We start from the raw sequence: 21380 nt of genomic DNA on the forward strand, positions 1-21380 counted from the left end.
GATGAGTTTCTTAGCTGCTGATGCCGTTGGAGGTTCCAGTTTGTTAACCTTTTTGCCATTAATCGTGATGGTCGTGTTGTTCTACTTCTTGCTTATTCGTCCACAGCAAAAACGTACAAAAACACGTAACATGATGCTTGGCAACTTGAAAAAAGGTGATAAAATCGTTACAATCGGCGGTTTGCATGGTACGATCATGGAAATCACTGACGATGTGATTGTTCTTCGTGTAAACGATGCAACAAAATTAACGTTTGACCGTTCTGCTATTAACACGGTTGTTTCAACTTCTGAAGCAAGCGCTTCGTAATCCATCCCTTTTGTGTGATGGGTCATAAAATAAAGGGCTGCCCAAAATGTCGATTTAGACAATGGGCGGCTCTTTTTTTAATTCCACATCAATAAAACCAACCTGAGCGAGTCAGCGAATCTGTACCTGCCCTCAGGTCCAAGATAATAAAAACACCCTGCACTTAAACGCGCAGGATGTGGATGTTATTAAGAAAAGTAATGTGGTTAATCGCTCAATCCACGCTGTCGAACAGGGGTATTTACACGGTAAGGTAACCGAGCAGTCTGAGCACCCTCAGCAATTTGCAATCCATATCTGGCTGCTGTAATGCCAAGGATTAAACCGGCTCCCATATCAAGGAACCAATGAATACCAAGATAGAAGATGGAGAAAATAATAATAACAGCTGTAATGGCACTAAACCATTTCCAGAAAACATTACCTGATCTTGCAGCAATAATCGCAATTGTGACAGAAAGCGAAGTGTGCAAACTCGGGAAACAGTTATTCAGTCCAGACATCTCACGATACGATTGCTCAAAAGTCGGGAAGACATTCGAGATAAGCATATTGACATTCGGATTTAAATACCATACTTCATTGACTTGGAAAAATAAATAAAATGGCATTGCCACAACGTAATTGATAATGATGGCATAACAAAGTGCATAAAATAATTGATATTTTTTCTCCCAAGTATACAAGGCAATGGAGACTATCATTAAAGTGGAGAAAATAACGACATAGAAAAAGCTTGTGACATAAGTCAGCGTATCATTTAAGAAAAAGTGCTGAATGTTGGCTACAAAATCTTTTTCAATCTGATAAAAAATAAGAGTAAAGTCGGTTTTATTATGGATAAACTTCTCGATCCATAACTCTAGTTTATTTATTAAGAGAATCGAGACAAGTGCTAGAAAATGTAATAAATACTTTGGGGAACGAAATAAACTTGTTATAAATGCAATCGTAATCCGAATTGGATCTTTTCTTGTTGCAATAAATAAAAGAACGATTGTACAAATTGTAGTATATACGGACACATGTGTCATTGACTCAAATGGACCCATGATGTAATTTCCTCCTAAAAATTGGAGCATTTATGAAGACAACTAGGTCATTATAGCATACATATAAATTGTTTACTATGAGGTGCTCACAATTGGCTTACTTTCTAGAATTTACCCCAAAGATGCCGCCAATCCCCGCGGATAATAGAGACACGCATAATAATAGGAATGAACGCCCGTTCAAACCCGCATCAAAACTTAGAAATGCGATCATAAAAATGATAAGTGTATAAATGCAACCGAGCATGCCCCCATAGTACCAACCTTTAGTGCCTGATTTTTTACCTGCAACCCAGCCACCAACAAGTAAGGAAATAATATGATTAATATATGAAAAGGCTGGCAAGTTGGATTCATTAGCAGAAGTTAATAGAAGAATGAGAGATGTGAAAAGCGTGCCTGCGAACATAATGACAAAAGCATAAATGAGGCCGGACAATATGGGTGACATCACGCGTGCCTGACTTACTTTATTGATTGGATTCATAGTTTGGTCCATCCCTTCTTTGACTCACATTGATTTATCACATTGTATGGTCAAGCTGATAGAAATAGTACAAGTTATCTGGAATGATTGGATGGATTGCCAAGAATTAAGCAAGTTAGAATTGTATTTTCATAAAATTGCAGGTCACACTAAGGATTGAAATCGTTAGAAATGAATAGGCGGGAGGCTTGAGAAGGTTGAATGAGCTGACCTTGATTCTGCGTTTGGTTCTAATTGGTTTAGTTGTGATATTGATTGTGCGCCCGATTTATAAGGTAGAAGTGGGCAAGCTGTCAGTCATTGATTTTGTCATCTTGATGATGGTTGCGCAAATTACGGTAATGGGTTTTATGGAAACTGATCGTAAAGTGATGGATGTGTTGTTACCTTTGGCGTTATTGGCAGTTGTGCGCTTCATGTTATCTGTAAAGATGCCTGTTCGAAATATACCAAAAGAAGGAATTCCTCAAGCTGCCACTAGGAGTGAACTTTTATCAAATGGGTTGATTCGTTATGAGGGGCTGCCATTACCGCTTATCTTGGATGGGAAAGTACAAGATGAAAATTTGGAAAAAATAGGGCAAACTCGGTTTTGGCTAAAAAATCAGCTGCAAGAAATGGGCGCACAAGGTTTTAAACAAGTGTTCTTCTGCTCCTTTGATCATCGCGGTCGGATGTATTTTTTGGATAAAAAGAGAAGATAAACCTATCTGGGTAACCAGCTAGGTTTTTACTATTTTACGCCCGAGTTTCAAAATACGTGTTAGATCTGTTCGATTTATTAATTTGAGTGCAATAATCATGAACAGATAGGTCAAAAAGGCAGTCATTGAGGCAGTAAGAAAACGAAGGGTTTCGCTACTTGTCCAATGAACTTGCATCACGAAGTTACATACAAAACCGGTAACAGTCATTGCTATACATACTTTGAGTAGATCATAACCATTAACCGTAAATTGTAATGTACGCTGCACAGCCCACAGATGAAGCAAAGTGACGAGAATAGTATTGGCGTTGAAAGCTATAATCGCGCCTTTAATGCCTATTTCCGGCTGTTTGACAAGGATGTAAATAAGAGTTAATTTGATCGTTGCACTGATAAGTGTATTAATGAGTGCAGTCCCGGGCCGATCAAGGACTTGGAGAGCGGCTTGTAAGGGAGCTTGCAGGTAAATGAAGAGAGCGACAGGTGCCATCATTTTAAGCATGATTCCAATTTCTGCATTGTTGTACATCAGCTGACAAAGTGGACCAGCCAGTACGAACATGATGACGGCAAAAGGAGCTCCTGATACAAGTGCCAGCCGTAAAGAATGATTCATACGGGAGTGGATGAGGGCAGCATCCTTATGAGCAGCCGCCTCAGATAATGATGGGATGAGAACTGTTGAAAGTGAATAAGTTAATGCGGTTGGCAAGAGTAGGATGGGAATGACCATACCTTGCAGAGCCCCATACTGTGCAGTTGCAAGAGCAGTTGCAATGCCGGCAAGTGCTAAGCACCTCGCGATGAGGATCGATTCGATTAAATAGGAGAATGCCCCAACAAGTTTGCTTCCAGTAACCGGAATTGAGATGGAAATAATTTGTTTGAAAATTCCCAGTCTGCCAATAGGCGGTGCGGGAATGGGTTCTAGAACAGCTGCTGCGCGATTCTTTATTTTAATTCCATGTCGATAATGAAAGTATAGAACGGCAACTCCTCCGATTTCCCCGATCATGACACCTACCATAGCGCCCGCAGCCGCTAAATGAATGCCATATGGCAGCATGAGGAAGGCAAATAACAAGATCATGACGATTCGAATCGAGGTTTCCGCTATCTGAGAGACCGCTGTAGGAATCATGTTATGTTTACCTTGAAAATAACCACGATACACTGCCGAGATGGAAGCTGTAATAATAACAGGTCCCATGCACATGAATGTATAAAAAACACGGGGGTCAGTTAAAAGATGCTTTGTGATCCAAGGAGCGAAGACATAACTTAATGAGGTTAAGGTGACAGATAAGATAATGGAAAAAGTTAATGAGATTCGTAAAATGGCGCTCGCCCTCTTGTCGTTGCCTTCTGCTTCAGCCTGCGCAATTAGCTTTGCTACGGCAAGCGGAACTCCACCGGATATGAGTGTAAGGATGAGGACAAGAAAAGGCCATCCTAATTGGTATAAGCCTACCCCTTCGGCACCAATGACGCGGGGTAATGCGATTCGTGGAATAAAGCCAAGAATTCGGGTGATGATGCCTGCTCCAAGCAAAATCAGTGTCCCTTTAATAAATGATTGCTTGCTCACGCTAACTCGTCCCCTTTAGACCGTATACAATCACCATATGCGAGTCATGTCCAAGCTGATGCTAACATTTTCTGGATAGTCATTGGAATCAGAAGGGAAATGGTGTAATCTAGTAGAATGGATGCGATTACAGAGTCGCTTTGCCTACGCTCAACATGGAGGAGGATACGTAATGAATCTGGAGGATCAACAAGACGTGAAGGAGCATGAACTTACTGAAACCGAACTGTCTGAAATGATCAAAGACATGTGTAAGAGCAAGGCGGAAGAAATTCGTATGATCGGCTATGAAAACGTGACAGACAAAGATGTATGGGACTGTGTTTCTGATAAATACAGAAAAAGTGGCACTCCATATCTACATCAAATGGTGAATGATATTTTTTCATTAAAACCGACACAATTTATGAATTGGTTGACCATGCAAATGTACAAAGGGTCCTAACTCGACAGAGGAGGGGCTTTTTTGTTGTGTATGGGAAAGTGATTTCTAATTTGTTGCAAATTGCTGTAAATTGACGCGTTTTTCTAGCGTGAGTATAATAGGAATATTGAGTTAGGAAGGGAGACAAGCAGGCACATGAATTTTAAACGGATTAGCGTTTTTATCCTGACCGTTGTAATCACACTTGGCGTCGTTATTTGGTCAAGTCCGAGCTTGGTCAGTAAAATTAATTTGGGGTTAGATTTAAAAGGCGGCTTCGAGATTCTGTATGTAGCGGAACCACTTGAAGCTGGCGGAAAAGTAACGCAATCCGCACTGAATGAAACAGCGAACAACATTACAAAGCGTGTCGATTCACAAGGGATCGCTGAACCGGAAATTCGTCCGGAAGGTACTGATCGTATTCGTGCTCGTCTAGCTGGTGTAAAAGATGAAGCAGCAGTTCGTGAAATGATTAAGAAGCCTCAAGAGCTTTCCTTTAGAGGTTCTGATGGAACAAAAGAATTGATCGGAACTGACTTCGTGCCAGGTGGTGCTAAAGTTGGCTATGATGGCAGAACGAATCAGCCTTTGGTTGAGATTAAACTGAAAGATCAAAAAAAGTTCAGAGACATCACAGCTAAAATTTCTGCTCTCCCAGCAGGAAAGAATACGCTTGGCATTTTCCTAGATGAAGAAATGTTATCGGATCCACAAGTTAGCCAGACATTGGATACTGATGTAGCAACAATCTCAGGGAGATTCACGTATGATGAAGCGAAAAAACTTGCAGATACGATTAACTTAGGTGCGTTACCGCTTAAATTAACGGAGAAATATGTACAGTCCGTTGGTGCTACTTTGGGACAAGCGTCTTTGGAACAAACAGCAAAAGCAGGTATCATCGGATCTATTGTGATTTTGTTATTCATGGTTCTTTACTACCGTATTCCAGGTCTTGTAGCGGCTTTCACGCTCATTACATATACGTGGTTACTACTTCTCGTATTTGACTTAATGCATGCTACACTAACACTACCGGGGATTGCGGCGCTGGTGCTCGGAATCGGGATGGCCGTCGACGCCAATATCATTACGTATGAACGGATTAAAGAAGAAATTCGTTCAGGTAAAAGTGTGGCATCTTCGGTTAAAGCAGGCTCCAAACATTCTTTCCGTACAATTATGGATGCGAATGTGACGAACATCATTTCAGGTGTTGTCTTGTACTTTATTGGAAATGGTGCGATACGCGGCTTTGCTGTTGTGAGTATGCTAAGTATCGTGATTTCCATTCTAACGAACGTGTTTCTTTCCAGATTCCTCATGCATTTGCTTGTTCGCGGGAATGTCCTGAAGAAGCCAGGTTTATTTGGTGTAAAGGAGGCTGACATCCGTGAGCTCTAAGTCCAGATTTCATTTAGATACAGGATCGCATAGCAATCGTTTTGATTTTATGAAACACCGCAAGAAATTTTTTGGAATATCCATTACAATCACAGTACTCGGCTTCATTATGCTGCTCGTGTTTGGATTAAACTATGGTGTCGATTTTAAAGCAGGTTCCTCTGTTGATGTTCATGTGCCGCAAGCTGTTGAGAAGGCGAAGGTGCATGAGGTATTGAAAGGTGCTGGCTTTGAAGAAGTGATCTTAACCATCGGTGGCGATAACAATAACTTGATTTCAGCTAGATTCGAACAAGTGTTGGATGATCCATCTGTGAAGAAAATTGATACAGCGATGAAAGCGGCATTCGGCGAAGGTGCATCCATGGAAGTTAACATCGTGCCTCCTGATATTGCACAAGAGCTCGGACTTAAAGCGATTTATGCCGTAGCGATTGCAAGTATTGCGATCTGTATATATGTAAGTATCCGATTTGAATGGAGATTTGCAGTAGCTGCAATTATTGCGATTTTGCATGATGCTTTTATCACAGTGAGTGTATTCTCTATTTTCCAATTAAAAGTAGACATTCCATTTATTGCAGCGATCTTAACCATTATCGGTTACTCGATTAATGATAAAATCGTTATTTTCGATCGTATTCGTGAGAATCAACGTTTTACGAAGTTGAAAACGGCTGAAGACTTGTCATTGATGATTAACAACTCGATTTGGCAGACAATGGCTCGCAATATCAACACGGTATTAACAGTACTCTTTGCAGCATCATGTTTGTACATTTTCGGTAGTGAGTCCATTAAATTGTTTGCATTAGCAAAAATAATCGGTCTCATTTCGGGTGCATACTCCTCCATCTGTATCGCAAGTCCGCTATGGTATTTGTTTAAACGTGGTACAGTTGGTACAAAGCGGAAACCTACTCTTGCAAAAGAATAGTAATGGTTCTGGAAGACATGTTCATTGCGTAAGATGATATACAAGTCTAAATTGACGGCCGCGTGAGCTTCTTTACGCGGCCTTTCGTCAGTAGAAGCGAGTATTCCGCTGGATAATTTTCATGGGGAGGGCAACATGACTGTAGAACGTTTGAGAAAAGCTGCATTTGCTGCTTGGTCTGGTATTGCAGTAAATGTTATTCTTGCCGTGACTAAGGGGTTTGTGGGCTGGTTTTCTGGAAGTAAGGCACTTTTAGCGGATGCGATCCATTCTGCATCACAGGTCGCAGGATCTTTTGCTGTAATGATTGGTCAACGCGCTGGAAAAATGGCGCCGCAGCCTAACAATCCGTACGGACGAGGGAGAGCCGAGTATATTGCTTCGGTTATTGTTTCATTGCTCATGCTTATTGTTGGCGTGGAAATTGGCATCTCAGCAATTAAATCAATTTATCATGGCGGCATTGCTGAACCCAATGGATATTCGCTAATTGTGATCGTTGTTTCTATTATCGTTAAAGAGGCGATGTTCCGATATCAATTCCATTTAGGCAAAAAGACACATTCACCGTTTCTTTCAGCACATATGTGGTCACACCGATCGGACTTATATTGCTCTTTAGCCGCTTTAGTTGGGGTTGGCGGAGCTTATCTTGGTCAATTATTGTCACTATCTTTTTTCAACTATTTAGACCCATTAGCAGGCCTTATCATTTCATTCTTTGTTCTAAAAATGGGCTATGATTTAATGATGGAGGCGATTTATAACACACTTGACCGTGCACTTCACCATGAAGATGCACAAGAGTTAATCCAAACTGTTCAACGGGTTAAGGGTGTTATTATAATCGAGGAGTTACGGGCAAGAGAACATGGACACTATGTAATTGTAGATGTCAAAATCAGTGTGAATCCTAGGATTACCGTTCAAGAGGGGCAAGAGATTGCCAAAACAGTTAAAACGCAATTAATGAAAAGATTCATTCATATCTCCGATGTTTATGTCCATGTATTTCCATATGACCCGGGTTATCCTTACAAGAATAATCTGAATGTGGACCATAGCGACTTCCCGTCATTGTTGCATTAACGGAAGTTATGATTCAAATTTCGCTTATTCGTGTTTGATGGCAAGGGGGAGTTAAGGTGTTACTTGGTAAAGGAAGATGGCAAGTTGGTAACGTAGATGAGGCGAGATTGGCCTCAATTTCACAGATGATGGAGCTACCGCCGCTTGTACTTCAGCTGCTGGCATCTCGGGGTTTAACGAAACCTGAGGAAGTACAGCGATTTTTATATGGTGGAATGGAAGGATATCATGATCCTTATTTACTCGATGGGATGCAGGTTGCTGTTGATCGAATCAAGCTTGCCATTGAAAAGGGTGAAAAGATCCGCGTTTATGGTGATTACGATGCGGATGGGGTAAGTTCAACCGCATTAATGGTACGGTTGTTGCAAGGACTGGATGCGAATGTAGATTATTATATTCCACATCGGGTAAAAGAAGGTTATGGATTAAATTGCGAAGCTGTAGATCAAGCAAAGCAAGATGGCGTATCCTTAATTGTAACGGTTGATACAGGTGTAAGCGCTGTAGATGAGGTGGCTTACATACATGAATGCGGGATGGAAGTCATTGTAACAGATCACCATGAACCTCCAGCTTTGCTGCCTACCCCGCTTGCTCTTATTAATCCGAAGAAACCAGGCTGCTCTTATCCATTTAAAGGATTGGCAGGTGTAGGTGTCGCGCTGAAGGTTGGACAAGCTCTTCTTGGCAGAGTACCCGAGGAGCTGCTCGAGCTTGCTGCTATCGGTACTGTAGCTGATCTGATGCCGTTACAAGATGAGAATAGACTCATTGTGAAGCAAGGGCTTGATCGGATACGATCAGGAGGATTTGCAGGAGTAAGAGCATTACTTCGGGTTTGCAGTATTGAGAAGCGAGATGTTTCCGCTGGTCACATTGGATTTTCAATTGGACCGCGTATTAATGCTAGCGGACGATTAGAATCTGCGGAGACGGCTGTCCGCCTATTGCTGACAGAAGATATGTCAGAAGCAGATGAACTTGCTCAAGAACTAGATATTCTTAATGTTGAGCGTCAGCGTATCGTAGAAGAAATGACAGCAGAGGCTGTAGCGATGGTTGAAGCTCAGCGCATCGAATCGGGGCTCCCTTATGTACTTGTGCTAGCGGGAGAGAAGTGGAATATCGGTGTTGTCGGCATTGTAGCTTCTCGGATTGTAGAACGTTATTATCGCCCTACACTTGTGCTTAGTATTGATTCTGAACGGGGTACGGTTAAAGGATCAGCACGTTCGATTGCAGGATTCCATCTTCACGAAGCGCTTACAGAATGCGACCCAATATTAGACCATTACGGTGGCCACAGTGCGGCAGCAGGGATGTCATTTCAAGCCGAGTATTTAGAAGCATTCACGAAGCAGATGAATGGAATTGCATCCCGCCTACTAAGTGAGGAGGATCTAGTACCTTTATTAGGTGCAGATCTGGAGTGCAGATTGGAAGATATTCCGCTACCATGTATCGAGACGTTACAGCTTCTTGCGCCCTTTGGTATGGGAAACCCAGCACCTAAATTCGTAATTCGTGAGCTTGCGGTTACTGAAGTTCGAACAATGGGGAAAGAAAGCCAACATTTGAAGCTTGGACTTTCCCAAGTTTCTGGGGATACAAACTTAGCCATTGAAGGTGTTGCTTTTGGTAAAGGTGAGCTAAGTCCATGGATGACCATTGGTGCAAGACTAGAGACACTTGCTGAACTGTCGGTGAATGAGTGGAATGGCATCCGTAAGCCACAACTCATGTTGAAAGATATTCGTATTCCACATGTTCAGATATTTGATTGGCGGGGAAACGCTAAGGCAGCAGATAAGCTGTCATCCCTTCGTACAACAGTAGCCACATGTACTGCTGTTGGGCAATCCATAATTGGTTTGGTTTTGTTCGAAGATCCGAGTACGGAATTACATTCAGCAGTACAAAATGTTGCTTTAAGTAGTGGGTTGCCTGTTTGGATGCATCATGCTGCAGAGGACCAAGTAACCCCACTTAACGAACTGGCAAAGATGTATGCTTTTCAAGTGGTGACTGATGTGGTATTCTACAATTTGCCGGCGCATGTTTCCCAACTGCGTCAAGTTGTTGTGCATGCTACCTGTTGTCAGCGTATTTATGCGCTTTTTGCTGATACAAATCCACTGCTAAGCGGCAGTATACCATCACGGGAACAATTTAAAACCCTATACGGATTACTTGGTCGTGCTGGCTCGTGGGAAACGCAAAGTTCGCTTTTTGAGCGTCAGCTTGCTAAGCGACTTCAGGTTTCAGAAACATCAGCGACCTTTATGCTTCAGGTGTTTGAACAATTAGGTTTTATCGAGCATGAAGGTGACCAGAGTCGTTTGGCTGCACAACCGCCAAAGCGTGATTTGACGGCATCTTACTTGTATCAAGCGAGGCAAAATCGAAGTGAAGTCGAACAACTGTGTATGTTCAGTTCAGCTAAAGAGCTCGAGCATTGGATTGCACAACCATAACACTATTTCATTGAATGATTGGAGGGGTACTGATGAATTTTAAAGAGCACATTCGTGTGATTCCAGACTTTCCTCAGCCAGGTATTCGCTTTAAGGATATTACAACATTATTAAAAAATGGTCCCGCTTATAGAGAGGCAATTAACCATATTGCTCAGCTCGTAAAAGATTTAGAAATTGATGTAATCGCAGGCCCTGAGGCTCGTGGTTTTGTAGTGGGTGCACCACTTGCATACGCTCTAGGAGTTGGTTTTATTCCAATTCGTAAAAGTGGTAAACTGCCTGGTGAGACAATTGAGGCAGAGTATTCCCTTGAATATGGTAAAGATAAGTTAGCTATGCATAAAGATGCGATTACACCAGGTCAACGCGTATTGATCGCGGACGATTTACTTGCAACTGGTGGTACAATTAAAACTTCAATCAACCTAATTAATCAACTTGGTGGTCAAGTGATTGGTGCGGCATTTATGATCGAGCTTTCCTACTTGAATGGTCGTGAGATGTTAGGCGATATTCCGACATTCTCAATGGTTACGTACTAAAATAAATGTAATAATTACACCCCTTAGAAGATATATCGGCGTATGTACCGTGTATCGGATGATGGGTGTCTTTATTTTTAGGTATGAATATGCCTCAGCAGTTGACGTAGGGCTATCGCCCAAGGCATAATGAATTAAAATTACTTAAGGGAATGGATGGGTCCATGGGCATTGAGCTTTTACTTCAAAAGGCGTCGACTTATCTAAAAGAAGCCGATCTCAAGAAAATTGAGGAAGCATATGAGTTTGCCGATCAAGCACACCATGGTCAGGTGCGTCGATCAGGTGAGCCTTATATTTTGCACCCTGTTGCGGTGGCTGAAATTATAGTGAATATGCAGATGGATACGACTTCCATAATCGCTGCCTTGCTTCATGATGTCGTTGAAGATACTACGGTCCCCTTAGATAGGGTAAAAGAAAAGTTTGGCGAAACGTGTGCAATGCTTGTTGATGGATTGACGAAGCTTGAGCGTATTCAATTCAAGTCAAAAGAAGAGCAGCAGAACGAGAATTATCGAAAAATGTTTGTTGCAATGGCGCAAGACATCCGCGTGATCTTAATCAAACTCGCAGATCGTCTTCACAATATGCGAACTTTAAAGTTTCAGTCGGAAGAAAATCAGCGCAGAATTGCTTATGAAACTATAGAAATTTTTTGCCCAATCGCACATCGCCTCGGTATTTCTGCTATTAAATGGGAGATGGAGGATACTGCACTTCGCTTCTTAAATCCTCAGCAATATTATCGTATTGTCAATCTCATGCAGAAAAAACGTACGGAACGTGAACGCTACATCGAAGAAGTGGGCATTAGTATTAAAGATAAACTAAAAGATATGGGTATTGACGCGGATATCTCAGGACGTCCAAAGCATATTTATTCCATTTATAAAAAAATGTCCGCGAAGAACAAACAATTCAGCGAAATATATGATTTGATGGCACTTCGCGTTATTGTAGATAACATCAAAGATTGCTATGCAGCACTAGGTATCATTCATACACTGTGGAAGCCGATGCCAGGTCGCTTTAAAGACTATATTGCGATGCCGAAGACCAATATGTATCAATCTCTGCATACGACTGTAGTAGGTCCGTCTGGAGAGCCGCTGGAAGTGCAAATTCGTACATGGGAAATGCATCGGACCTCCGAGTTCGGGGTTGCCGCACACTGGGCCTATAAAGAAGGTACGGTTGCACCGGCAGGTTTTGGCGATAAGATGAGCTGGTTCAGAGAAATTCTGGAGCTTCAACAAGAGACACATGATGCAGCTGAATTTATGGAATCCATGAAAATGGATTTCTTCTCCGATCTTGTATTCGTATTTACACCAAAAGGAGAAGTATTTGAATTGCCAGCAGGATCAGTTCCGCTTGATTATGCGTATCGGATTCATACTGAAGTGGGAAATCGGACAATTGGTGCAAAAGTGAACGGTCGTATCGTGCCTCTTGACCATAAGTTGAAAACGGGTGATATCGTTGAAATCTTAACATCCAAGCATTCCTATGGTCCAAGCCAGGACTGGGTCAAAATTGCTCAGTCTTCTCATGCTCGTTCCAAAATTAAACAATGGTTTAAGAAAGAAAGACGAGAAGAGAATGTAGAAAAAGGTCGCGATGCGATTGAACGCGAACTAAAGCGTATGGGAATTGAACCTTCCCAGTTCATGTCGGAAGATAAATTGATGGAAGCTGCACGCAAATTTACATTCAATGATGTTGAAGATATGTTATCAGCAATCGGTTTTAGCGGTCTAACAGCTGCTCAAGTCTGTACGAAGCTAACAGAGAAAATGCGTAAAGAAGCAGAAGAAGCGCAAATTATTCAACTAACGAATGAAATTAAAGAAGTGAAATCAGCTCCGGAACGGAAGAGCAGACCGACCAATGGTATCCGTGTTAAAGGTGTCGATAATCTGCTTGTTCGATTTGCACGCTGCTGTAACCCAGTGCCTGGGGATGATGTGGTCGGATATATTACACGCGGACGCGGTGTATCTGTTCACCGTGCAGATTGTACGAATATCCCGGTTGGAGATAACGAAGAAGGTAATCGTGTAATTGAAGTGGAATGGGCGGAAGCAATGGAAGCTAATTTCAATGTTGAAATTGAAATTACTGGCCATGATCGTCGTGGTTTACTGAACGAAGTACTGAAGGTCGTGTCGGAAAGCAAGACAATGATCTCTGCTGTATCAGGTCGTTCAGACAAAAATCGGATGGCACAAATCCATATGACCATTTTGATAAAAAACATCGATCATCTTCAATCCGTTGTTGAAAAAATTAAACGTGTTCAGGATGTATATTCCGTTCAACGTATTATGCAAGCTTAAGGAGAAGACATTGAGATGCGAGTTGTGATACAGCGCAGCAAGGAAGCTAAAGTTACTGTAGATGGACAAGTTGTTGGTCAAATTGACCGAGGACTTGTACTGTTAGTCGGTATAACTCATGATGATACCTCCGACGATGTGCGTTATGCGGCAGAAAAAATTGCTGGCTTGCGTATTTTTGAAGATGAATCTGGAAAAATGAATGAATCCGTCATCCAAGTCGGAGGGCAGATCTTATCGATATCCCAGTTTACGTTGTATGGCGATTGCCGGAAGGGCAAACGTCCGAATTTTATGGCAGCAGCTCGTCCTGAGCAAGCAGAGCCGCTTTATAATCAATTTAATGATTTGTTGAGAGAGCAAGGTTTACTGGTGGAGACAGGTAGATTCGGTGAAATGATGGACGTGAGTCTAACGAATTGGGGTCCTGTTACGATTGTACTTGAAACCAAGCAAAGCTAATAGATACGAACCGTCATCTTCTTAAGGTTGAAGAATGGCGGTTTTTTATTCTTATAAATTACCTTACAAATGGCGATACTAGCAATTAGGAAAGTATGCAGATGAGGAGAATTGCAGCCTGATGCGCCAATCGATGAAAGAAATATTAATGACAAGGTCATCCGATGGTATGATTCAGTCTCACCATGAGGTTATGCGTGTTGGTGGCAGACTTAGTGACATGGAAGTGGGACAATTTGACCTGGTATCCCCTAATCAAGTACGGAGGCTGCCTCACAAAACAATACGATAATAGCTCGATTAAAGACGTTTCGACCTTGATTTATCAAGGGTTGGGACGTCTTTTTCTGTGCAAGGAAGTGAGGATTTTTTTCCAATTGCAAGGAATTATGGTACACTAGTCATGTTTGCAAATTTCGACACTATATACGGATTTATACATGAAAACATTCTAGGATGGTGGACAATGTCAACACAAAGCAGTCGACACAATAAGCAATCTAAAACTTGGTTAATCTTTATGCTCGTACTTATACTGCTAGCTGTAGCAGGAGCGGGCGGCGCATTATATTATCAATATAAGCACCAAAAGCACCTTGGAATTCCTCAGAAACTTGAACAAGTAGAGTCTGCAAATAAGATCAATGATGAATACGATGTCATTGTAGTGGGTACTGATCCAGAGGGTATTACAGCAGCTGTATCTGCTGCACGTAATGGACAAAAAACACTGCTTATCGATGGGAATGGCAGAGAAGTGCTTGGTGGGTTATTCACAGTGGGTTGGCTCAATTCATTGGATATGAACATAAGTCCCAATAGCGGTGGAATTTTAAATAAGGAAGTACCTTTGAATAAAGGTTTGTTTTCCGAATGGTACGACAAGGTAGAAGGAGATTCTTTTGACGTAACGACAGCAGCTAATGTTTTTTATGATATGGTGAAAAAAGAGTCTAACCTTGATTTGATTATGAAAATGAAAAGCATCAAACCAAAAATGAAAAAAGGCACAGATGGTAATGATGCAATCGAAGGAATTGTTGTAACAAAAGCCGATGGCACGGAGCAAACAATTAAAGCTAAAGCAGTCATTGATGCGACGCAGGATGCTGATATCGCTGTAGCTGCAGGTGTGCCGTACACGTATGGTCGCGAAGATTTAGGTGACAAGAACACGAAAATGGCCGTTACACTCGTGTTTCGCTTAAAGAATATTACACCTGAAGTATGGAGCAAGGTAAAAGATCGAATGCAAAATGATAATGATCCAGGAACAGGTGCTAACGATGTAAGTGCATGGGGATATAAAGAAATGTATGATTATCCATCCAGCAATCCGAAACGTGTTGCGATGCGCGGTCTTAACATTGGTAGACAAAATGATGAAACCATGTTAATTAATGCTTTGCAAATTTATGGTATTGATGGTGCTGATCCTGCTTCAAGAGCAGAAGCATTCGAAATTGGGAAGAAGGAAATTCCCCTTGTTGTAGACTATATGAAGAAGAAATTCCCTGAGTTTGCGAATATCGAACTGGATGCAACAGCTCCTGAATTGTATGTACGTGAGACGCGCCATATTGAAGGAGAATACCGCTTAAACATCCTGGATGTATTAGAGAATCGAGATCAGTGGGATCGCATCGGATTTGGTTCCTATGAAGTGGATATTCAGCGTTCGTATGCTGGAGATGGAGGAGCAGTAGTAGCGGATTCTGACCAATATGCCGTTCCGTTCCGCAGTATTGTTCCTAAGAAAGTGGACGGTCTGCTTGTAGTCGGACGCTCTGCAAGTTTTGATACACTACCACACGGTTCAGCACGAACAGTACCAGTGGGGATGGCAACGGGTCAATCTGCAGGTGTTGCTGCCAAAATCGCAGCTGAAGCGAATGTGACATTCCGTGAGATGTCGAATAAAAAAGATCTGATTGTGAAACTACAGGAACAAATCAATCAACAGGGAATGGATGTTAAACCTTTCACCATTGCGCCCTACGCATTTATGAAACATCCACAATATGAAGGCTTAAAAGCTGCAGTCACATACGGTTTAGCCTATGGTAGCTATGGTAACGTAGCGTTTGAATTGGATAATAAATCAAATCCGGTTCGTTTTGTTAATCTATTGTATGGAGCTAAAAAAATGAAGCCAGATGCATTCAAAGGTGATCCGGGATCCGCATTGAAATTCACTCAAGATGCAACGGCTGATCAGATTGTTGAACAACGTAAGGTGCTTGCAGGTAAGGAGTTAACATTAGATCAAGCCTGCTATACAATTGCGCTATCGCTTGGGATTCATGTTGATAATCCAAATGATGCACAAGCAGAATTGATAAAACAAGGTGTGTTAACAGGGTCGTCAATACAAACAATTAAAAACAAATCAAAACTAACGGATGGCGATAGTTACATGTTAATTAAAGATTTGCATGATCATTTTGTTGGAACGAAGTTGTAAGTAAATTTGTAATAGGAATGTAACCTGTTTTTCATGCCACATTAATATGGATTGCCTATAATAAAAGTCGACCCCCTTTTATAATATGATATGGATGGCTCGCAGCGGTTGCTTGCGGGTCTTTTTCTTTGTAAAATTGTAAATGCTAACTATTAGTAAGTAATTTATGAAAAATAAATGAAACTCTATCCTCTACTGAGGTGATATGTTAAAATGATGAGTAAGGAGATGATCGCTATGGATGATTTTTTATGTCCAAAGTTTGAAAGTGCGTTTGAGCTGCTCGGAAAAAAATGGACTGGCTTAATCATTAAAGTATTATTAACAGGCCCTAAAAGGTTTAAGGATATTTCGGATGTCATTCCCGCGATGAGTGATCGAATGCTGTCTGAAAGATGTAAAGAGCTTGAACTTTCCGGTATTGTATTACGCCACGTATATCCGGAGACACCCGTTCGTATTGAATACGAATTAACGGAAAAAGGTAAAGATTTATTTTCTGTTATGGAGGAAGTTGGTAAATGGGCGGAGAAGTGGGGCTCAAGCTGTAATTAAATAAATATTGCTTCGTGGAATATTTTGTGATATTAATTAAGTAACATATCAAATGTGCGGAAGAACCGCCTATAGATACGCGTATTTATCGTATCTGTAGGCGGTTTCTTTTTGTGCAAAGGAGGCAAGATAACTTTACGAGATAGATGATGGAATCAAATCAAGCTAGGGGGAGATGCATACAAAACGATTCACACAAAACGGGGCATGAAGGAGTGAAATTGAAATTTCTTGACTTTATCTTTTTCGATGATTAATATATACATTATTATAACTTTAAAAGACTTTGATCCAGTGAAGGGATAAAGTAGTTTGCCCCCACATATTTAGAGAGGAAAGCCTTGGCTGTGAGCTTTCTTATGATGAGCAACCGAATGACCTCCCAGAGGACAACCAATGAACAACACGCTTGGCATCTGCTAAGCGAAGTCAGTAATTGGATTGCGTACACGGGCGTTAACCGTTTAAGCGAAGTGTTTATCATTCTTTTGATAAAAAGAAGATAGCCTTCGAAATGTGGGTGGTACCACGGGTGAATTGTGAATACAAATCTCTCGTCCCTGATGTTTTTTACGTCGGGGATGGGGGATTTTTTTAATTTTTATAACATTAGAATATCGTGAGGGAGGGAATCAAATGGCGATACAAAAGCCAAAAGGAACAGCGGATCTGCTGCCTGGAGTAGTGGAGAAGTGGCAGTTTCTAGAATCGAAGGCAAGAGAGCTGTGTCACCGTTTTAATTATAAAGAGGTGCGTACACCGATTTTTGAACAAACCGAGTTGTTTACACGCGGTGTAGGCGAGACTACGGATATTGTGCAAAAAGAAATGTATACGTTCGATGATAAAGGCGAGCGCAGCATGACACTTCGTCCTGAAGGTACAGCTGGTGTTGTTCGCTCGTATGTGGAGAACAAGCTGTATGGAGAGCCGGATCTAACGAAGCTGTATTACATGGGGCCGATGTTCCGCTATGAGCAGCCCCAAGCAGGGCGTCAACGTCAATTCCACCAATTCGGGATTGAGGCGTTTGGCTCAACAGATCCTAGCTTAGATGCAGAGGTTGTTGCTCTGGGTTACGCATTTACACAAGAAGTTGGTTTGAAGGATGTAACGGTTGAAATTAACTCCGTAGGAACGCCAGAGATTAGAGCGGTTTATCGTGAGAAACTAAGAGCCTTTTTTGCACCAGTTAAAGACCAACTTTGTAAGGATTGCCAAACTCGTTTTGATACGAACCCACTTCGAATTCTCGATTGTAAGAAAGACGTTGCATTCGGGGAAGGGGCTCCAGAATTGTTGGCAGATTTAGATGATGCAGCGAGATCGCACTTTGAATCGGTTAAATCCCACCTGACAAAAATGGGTGTACCCTTTAAAGTAAATACACGTCTTGTTCGTGGATTGGATTACTATACACATACGGCCTTTGAATATAAAGCTGCAGGTATTGGAGCGATCGATACGATTGGTGGCGGTGGTCGTTACAATGGACTTGTGGAGCAAATCGGTGGACCGGATCAATCAGGTGTTGGTCTTGGAATCGGTCTGGAACGTATATTACTTGTACTTGAAGCGCAGCAAGCGCACATCCCAGTTCCCAGACCGCTTGATGTATACTTAATCGGTTTAGGTGAAGCAGCGGAGAAGGAAACAACAAGTTTACTGCACAAGCTTAGGCTTGAAGGGCTTGTAGCCGAAAAGGACTATCAAGGGCGTAAGATGAAAGCCCAAATGAAGTCCGCAGATCGTTATCAAGCGAGTTATGTTGCGATTTTGGGTGATGATGAGTTGGAACGTGGAGAAATCTCCGTTAAGGCAATGGCAACAGGTGAACAGGTATTAGTGCCGCTTCATGAACTAGCGGCTTGGATTCATAAACAGGGGAACAATTAGAGGAGGAAAATGACGATGATGCTCAAAACACATAACTGTGGCGAAATTACGAAATCACATGTTGGCGAGACAATCACATTAAACGGTTGGGTACAAAGAAGACGTGACCTTGGGGGCGTACATTTTATTGATTTACGTGACCGCAGTGGTATCGTTCAAATTGTTTTTAACCCAGATTTCTCAGGGGAGGCATTAAAAGTTGCAGATCGTGCACGTAATGAATATGTGCTTGCTGTAACAGGAAAAGTAGTAGAGCGTGATGCTGAAACCGTGAATAACAACATCCCAACGGGTGAAGTTGAAGTTCAAATTACAGAAATCGAAATTATGAACGCGGCTAAAAACCCACCATTCTTCATTGAGGATGGTATTGAAATTGATGAGTCTTTGCGTTTGAAATATCGTTACTTGGACCTTCGTCGTCCTGAAATGCAAAAAACATTAATGCTTCGTTCCAAAGCATCAAAAATTTTCCGTGACTTCCTAGACGAAAATGGATTTATTGATGTGGAAACACCAATTTTGACAAAATCCACGCCTGAAGGCGCACGTGACTATCTTGTACCAAGCCGTGTACATCCAGGAGAATTCTACGCATTGCCACAATCACCACAGCTATTTAAGCAGTTATTGATGGTAAGTGGAATTGAGCGCTACTATCAGATCGCTCGCTGTTTCCGCGATGAAGACTTACGCGCTGACCGTCAGCCTGAATTTACACAAGTCGATATTGAGACTTCCTTCATGTCTCAAGATCAATTGCTTGAAATGATGGAGAAACTCGTTGCTCGTCTCATGAAAGAAACAACAGGTGCAGAAATTGAAGCACCATTTGAGCGTATTACTTATGCAGATGCAATGGGTAAATACGGATCAGATAAGCCAGACCTTCGCTTTGGTCTTGAATTAGTGGATTTGTCTGATATGCTTGCAGACACAGAAGCTAAAGTATTTGCAGGTGCAATTAAGTCCGGTGGACAAGTAAAAGCACTTAATGCAAAAGGTTGCGGATTGTGGAGCCGTAAAGATATTGACGATTTGACTCCTTATGCAATGCGTTATGGTGCGAAAGGTCTCGCGTGGATTCAAATGAAAGACGGCGAGATGAAAGGCCCAATCGTGAAGTTCTTGAATGAATCCGAACAAGCGGCTATCAAAGAGCGCTTAGAAGCAGAAGAAGGCGACTTGCTATTGTTCTCGGCTGATTCTAAAAAGGTAGTTGCGGACGTTCTTGGTAACTTACGTTTAAAAATTGGTAAGCAATTGGGACTTATCGATGAATCTAAATTTAAGTTTGCTTGGGTTGTTGACTTCCCGTTACTTTCTTACGATGCAGATGAAAAACGCTATGTAGCTGAGCATCATCCGTTTACTCGTCCAAAAGAAGAAGACCTTCATTTCTTCGATACAGATCCAGGTCAAATTCGTGCTCAAGCATATGATTTGGTACTTAACGGTTATGAAGTGGGCGGTGGCTCGATGCGGATTTACAAGCGTGATGTGCAAGAAAAAATGTTCGCAGCGCTTGGATTCTCTCCTGAGGAATACAACGAGCAATTTGGCTTCTTGCTAGAAGCGTTTGAATATGGTACGCCTCCACACGGCGGAATTGCGTTTGGTTTTGACCGTTTAGTCATGCTAATCACGGGTCGTACTAACCTTCGTGAAACAATTGCATTCCCGAAAACAGCAAGTGCATCAGACTTGTTAACAGATGCTCCAAGTCCAGTCGATACCAAACAATTAGACCACCTTTCACTTCAAATTGCGCTTAAAAAGAAAAATGAAGAGAAAGTAAACTCGTAAGAACCATTCATTAAAATCGCTAAGGGCCCCAAAGGGCCCTTTTTTTAAACAGGAGGTTAACTTCAACATGTTGCATGCATTTTCTCGTACAGAACTGGCTATTGGGCCAGATGGTCTGGAATTGATGAAGAATAGTACTGTAGCGGTTCTTGGCGTTGGTGGTGTTGGCTCAATGGCAGCAGAAGCGCTTGCTCGTACTGGAGTTGGACGCATTGTACTTGTAGACAAAGATGTCGTAGATATCACGAACATTAATCGTCAGATTCATGCACTCACAACGACTGTAGGTCAATCTAAGGTTGATCTGATGCGTGATCGGATTCATTTGATCAATCCAGAGTGTGAAGTCATTACCTTGCATATGTTCTATACAGAAGAAACGTATGAGCAGTTTTTTGCTTATCCGCTTGATTACGTAATCGATGCTGCTGATACGATTATGTATAAAATCCATGTGATTAAGGAATGCTTGGCTCGTAAAATTCCAATCATCTCGTCAATGGGTGCAGCGAATAAAATGGATCCATCTCGATTCCAAGTTGCTGATATTTCGAAGACTTCGATGGATCCGATTGCTCGAGTTGTTCGTACGAATCTTCGTAAAGAGGGCATCAAAAAAGGAGTCAAAGTTGTGTTTTCCACGGAAGAACCAATGAAACCCCGTGAAGATGTGACCAAAAAAATTGTTCCAGAGACAGCACCGGATATTCGTAAAGCGAAGCAGCCCCCTGCTTCTAATGCATTTGTACCACCAGTTGCAGGACTGATCGCAGTGAGTGTAGTTGTTCAGGATTTGCTCAAAAAGTTGGACCAGTAGCAGTTAAATATGTGGT

18 protein-coding genes and 1 pseudogene are annotated in these 21380 nt (G+C 41.8%); 16 read left to right on the forward strand and 3 right to left on the reverse strand.

Annotated elements, in window-relative coordinates; translation table 11 throughout:
• Window position 1 precedes the first annotated feature (1 nt).
• Window positions 2-310, forward strand: a complete 309-nt coding sequence (gene yajC / locus ACSBOP_RS05880) for a preprotein translocase subunit YajC (protein ID WP_442603506.1) — start codon at window positions 2-4, stop codon at window positions 308-310.
• Window positions 311-516: 206 nt separating this feature from the next.
• Here the strand turns inward: yajC and ACSBOP_RS05885 are convergent, their stop codons facing one another.
• Together ACSBOP_RS05885 and ACSBOP_RS05890 are read right to left on the reverse strand one after the other, a co-directional pair.
• Entirely contained in the window at window positions 517-1362 is an 846-nt protein-coding gene (locus ACSBOP_RS05885) for a phosphatase PAP2 family protein (protein WP_442603507.1), read from the reverse strand.
• Window positions 1363-1459: 97 nt separating this feature from the next.
• Window positions 1460-1849 carry a TIGR04086 family membrane protein gene (locus ACSBOP_RS05890; protein WP_442603508.1) on the reverse strand — a complete coding sequence of 130 codons (390 nt, stop codon included), beginning with the start codon at window positions 1847-1849 and terminating at the stop codon, window positions 1460-1462.
• A 506-nt stretch (window positions 1850-2355) separates the two neighbouring features.
• Between ACSBOP_RS05890 and ACSBOP_RS05895 the strand changes: the two are divergent.
• A pseudogene (locus ACSBOP_RS05895) lies at window positions 2356-2553 on the forward strand (YetF domain-containing protein); the annotation flags it as partial.
• 18 nt (window positions 2554-2571) lie between these two features.
• On the opposite strand, the gene spoVB reads toward ACSBOP_RS05895, so the two are convergent.
• Window positions 2572-4143, reverse strand: coding sequence for a stage V sporulation protein B (gene spoVB, locus ACSBOP_RS05900; RefSeq protein WP_442603509.1), 1572 nt, complete (start codon window positions 4141-4143; stop codon window positions 2572-2574).
• A gap of 172 nt (window positions 4144-4315) precedes the next feature.
• On the opposite strand from spoVB, the gene ACSBOP_RS05905 reads away from it, so the two are divergent.
• The 14 genes from ACSBOP_RS05905 (at window position 4316) to ACSBOP_RS05970 (ending at window position 21364) form a co-directional block, all read left to right on the forward strand.
• Window positions 4316-4588, forward strand: coding sequence for a post-transcriptional regulator (locus ACSBOP_RS05905; protein ID WP_442603510.1), 273 nt, complete (start codon window positions 4316-4318; stop codon window positions 4586-4588).
• Window positions 4589-4723: 135 nt separating this feature from the next.
• Window positions 4724-5974 (forward strand): protein translocase subunit SecD, encoded by a 1251-nt coding sequence (gene secD, locus ACSBOP_RS05910; RefSeq protein ID WP_442603511.1) that lies wholly within the window; start codon window positions 4724-4726, stop codon window positions 5972-5974.
• Window positions 5964-6911, forward strand: coding sequence for a protein translocase subunit SecF (gene secF / locus ACSBOP_RS05915; protein WP_442603512.1), 948 nt, complete (start codon window positions 5964-5966; stop codon window positions 6909-6911). The genes secD and secF overlap by 11 nt, the downstream gene beginning before the upstream one ends.
• A gap of 135 nt (window positions 6912-7046) precedes the next feature.
• Window positions 7047-8000 (forward strand): cation diffusion facilitator family transporter, encoded by a 954-nt coding sequence (locus tag ACSBOP_RS05920; protein ID WP_442603513.1) that lies wholly within the window; start codon window positions 7047-7049, stop codon window positions 7998-8000.
• A gap of 56 nt (window positions 8001-8056) precedes the next feature.
• Window positions 8057-10477: a single-stranded-DNA-specific exonuclease RecJ gene (gene recJ, locus ACSBOP_RS05925; RefSeq protein ID WP_442603514.1), complete on the forward strand. Its 2421-nt coding sequence runs from the start codon at window positions 8057-8059 to the stop codon at window positions 10475-10477.
• Between the two features lie 32 nt (window positions 10478-10509).
• Window positions 10510-11022 carry an adenine phosphoribosyltransferase gene (locus tag ACSBOP_RS05930; protein WP_442603515.1) on the forward strand — a complete coding sequence of 171 codons (513 nt, stop codon included), beginning with the start codon at window positions 10510-10512 and terminating at the stop codon, window positions 11020-11022.
• A 164-nt stretch (window positions 11023-11186) separates the two neighbouring features.
• Window positions 11187-13364, forward strand: coding sequence for a RelA/SpoT family protein (locus ACSBOP_RS05935; RefSeq protein WP_442603516.1), 2178 nt, complete (start codon window positions 11187-11189; stop codon window positions 13362-13364).
• A gap of 15 nt (window positions 13365-13379) precedes the next feature.
• Window positions 13380-13826 (forward strand): D-aminoacyl-tRNA deacylase, encoded by a 447-nt coding sequence (gene dtd, locus ACSBOP_RS05940; RefSeq protein WP_442603517.1) that lies wholly within the window; start codon window positions 13380-13382, stop codon window positions 13824-13826.
• 121 nt (window positions 13827-13947) lie between these two features.
• Window positions 13948-14118 (forward strand): hypothetical protein, encoded by a 171-nt coding sequence (locus tag ACSBOP_RS05945; protein WP_442603518.1) that lies wholly within the window; start codon window positions 13948-13950, stop codon window positions 14116-14118.
• Between the two features lie 174 nt (window positions 14119-14292).
• On the forward strand, window positions 14293-16290 hold the full coding sequence (locus ACSBOP_RS05950) for an FAD-dependent oxidoreductase (protein ID WP_442603519.1): 1998 nt from the start codon (window positions 14293-14295) through the stop codon (window positions 16288-16290).
• A 237-nt stretch (window positions 16291-16527) separates the two neighbouring features.
• Window positions 16528-16845 carry a winged helix-turn-helix transcriptional regulator gene (locus ACSBOP_RS05955; RefSeq protein WP_442603520.1) on the forward strand — a complete coding sequence of 106 codons (318 nt, stop codon included), beginning with the start codon at window positions 16528-16530 and terminating at the stop codon, window positions 16843-16845.
• 636 nt (window positions 16846-17481) lie between these two features.
• The gene (hisS, locus tag ACSBOP_RS05960; protein WP_442603521.1) at window positions 17482-18741 is read left to right on the forward strand and encodes a histidine--tRNA ligase; all 1260 of its coding nucleotides are present in this window, start codon (window positions 17482-17484) and stop codon (window positions 18739-18741) included.
• A gap of 15 nt (window positions 18742-18756) precedes the next feature.
• Window positions 18757-20547, forward strand: a complete 1791-nt coding sequence (gene aspS / locus ACSBOP_RS05965) for an aspartate--tRNA ligase (protein WP_442603522.1) — start codon at window positions 18757-18759, stop codon at window positions 20545-20547.
• 67 nt (window positions 20548-20614) lie between these two features.
• Complete coding sequence (locus tag ACSBOP_RS05970) at window positions 20615-21364, forward strand: tRNA threonylcarbamoyladenosine dehydratase (protein ID WP_442603523.1); 750 nt, start codon at window positions 20615-20617, stop codon at window positions 21362-21364.
• Window positions 21365-21380: the final 16 nt, after the last annotated feature.

The organism is Paenibacillus sp. KN14-4R, from assembly GCF_052180255.1.
In the GTDB taxonomy this organism is placed as follows: domain Bacteria; phylum Bacillota; class Bacilli; order Paenibacillales; family NBRC-103111; genus Paenibacillus_AM.

Bases quoted from the DNA above. Each gene is read 5' to 3' on its own strand.
- yajC (WP_442603506.1), top strand. From the start codon at position 2: ATGAGTTTCTTAGCTGCTGATGCCGTTGGAGGTTCCAGTTTGTTAACC.
- ACSBOP_RS05885 (WP_442603507.1), bottom strand. From the start codon at position 1,362: ATGGGTCCATTTGAGTCAATGACACATGTGTCCGTATATACTACAATT.
- ACSBOP_RS05890 (WP_442603508.1), bottom strand. From the start codon at position 1,849: ATGAATCCAATCAATAAAGTAAGTCAGGCACGCGTGATGTCACCCATA.
- ACSBOP_RS05905 (WP_442603510.1), top strand. From the start codon at position 4,316: ATGAATCTGGAGGATCAACAAGACGTGAAGGAGCATGAACTTACTGAA.
- secD (WP_442603511.1), top strand. From the start codon at position 4,724: ATGAATTTTAAACGGATTAGCGTTTTTATCCTGACCGTTGTAATCACA.
- ACSBOP_RS05920 (WP_442603513.1), top strand. From the start codon at position 7,047: ATGACTGTAGAACGTTTGAGAAAAGCTGCATTTGCTGCTTGGTCTGGT.
- ACSBOP_RS05930 (WP_442603515.1), top strand. From the start codon at position 10,510: ATGAATTTTAAAGAGCACATTCGTGTGATTCCAGACTTTCCTCAGCCA.
- ACSBOP_RS05935 (WP_442603516.1), top strand. From the start codon at position 11,187: ATGGGCATTGAGCTTTTACTTCAAAAGGCGTCGACTTATCTAAAAGAA.
- dtd (WP_442603517.1), top strand. From the start codon at position 13,380: ATGCGAGTTGTGATACAGCGCAGCAAGGAAGCTAAAGTTACTGTAGAT.
- ACSBOP_RS05945 (WP_442603518.1), top strand. From the start codon at position 13,948: ATGCGCCAATCGATGAAAGAAATATTAATGACAAGGTCATCCGATGGT.
- ACSBOP_RS05950 (WP_442603519.1), top strand. From the start codon at position 14,293: ATGTCAACACAAAGCAGTCGACACAATAAGCAATCTAAAACTTGGTTA.
- ACSBOP_RS05955 (WP_442603520.1), top strand. From the start codon at position 16,528: ATGGATGATTTTTTATGTCCAAAGTTTGAAAGTGCGTTTGAGCTGCTC.
- hisS (WP_442603521.1), top strand. From the start codon at position 17,482: ATGGCGATACAAAAGCCAAAAGGAACAGCGGATCTGCTGCCTGGAGTA.
- aspS (WP_442603522.1), top strand. From the start codon at position 18,757: ATGATGCTCAAAACACATAACTGTGGCGAAATTACGAAATCACATGTT.
- ACSBOP_RS05970 (WP_442603523.1), top strand. From the start codon at position 20,615: ATGTTGCATGCATTTTCTCGTACAGAACTGGCTATTGGGCCAGATGGT.